Source organism: Phaeobacter sp. JH20_08, assembly GCF_048056635.1.
Lineage (GTDB): Bacteria > Pseudomonadota > Alphaproteobacteria > Rhodobacterales > Rhodobacteraceae > Phaeobacter > Phaeobacter bryozoorum.
Genome location: NZ_JAYMVV010000013.1, coordinates 1 through 395, shown reverse-complemented (window position 1 = coordinate 395; position 395 = coordinate 1). Strand labels below are relative to the sequence as shown.

1 protein-coding gene is annotated in these 395 nt (G+C 60.5%); it reads right to left on the bottom strand.

Annotated elements, in window-relative coordinates:
- A partial coding sequence (locus tag VWY75_RS14450; RefSeq protein WP_416537834.1) for a GTP-binding protein occupies positions 1–395 on the bottom strand: 395 nt, incomplete at both ends.

The window sequence follows — 395 nt, the reverse complement described above, 5'->3', positions numbered from 1 at the left end:
TCGTCGTCGACCTGGTCCACTTTGTTCATGAACACGACCATCTTCGGGATGCCAACCTGGCGGCCCAGCAGGATGTGCTCGCGGGTCTGCGGCATCGGGCCGTCAGCAGCGTTCACAACCAGGATCGCGCCGTCCATCTGCGCCGCACCGGTGATCATGTTTTTCACATAGTCAGCGTGGCCGGGGCAGTCGACGTGGGCGTAGTGACGGCCTTCGGTCTCATATTCCACGTGCGCGGTCGAGATAGTGATGCCGCGGGCTTTCTCTTCAGGTGCGCCGTCGATCTGGTCGTAGGCTTTGAAGTCACCGAAATACTTGGTGATCGCTGCGGTCAGCGTGGTCTTGCCGTGGTCAACGTGGCCGATGGTGCCGATGTTGACGTGCGGTTTTGTACG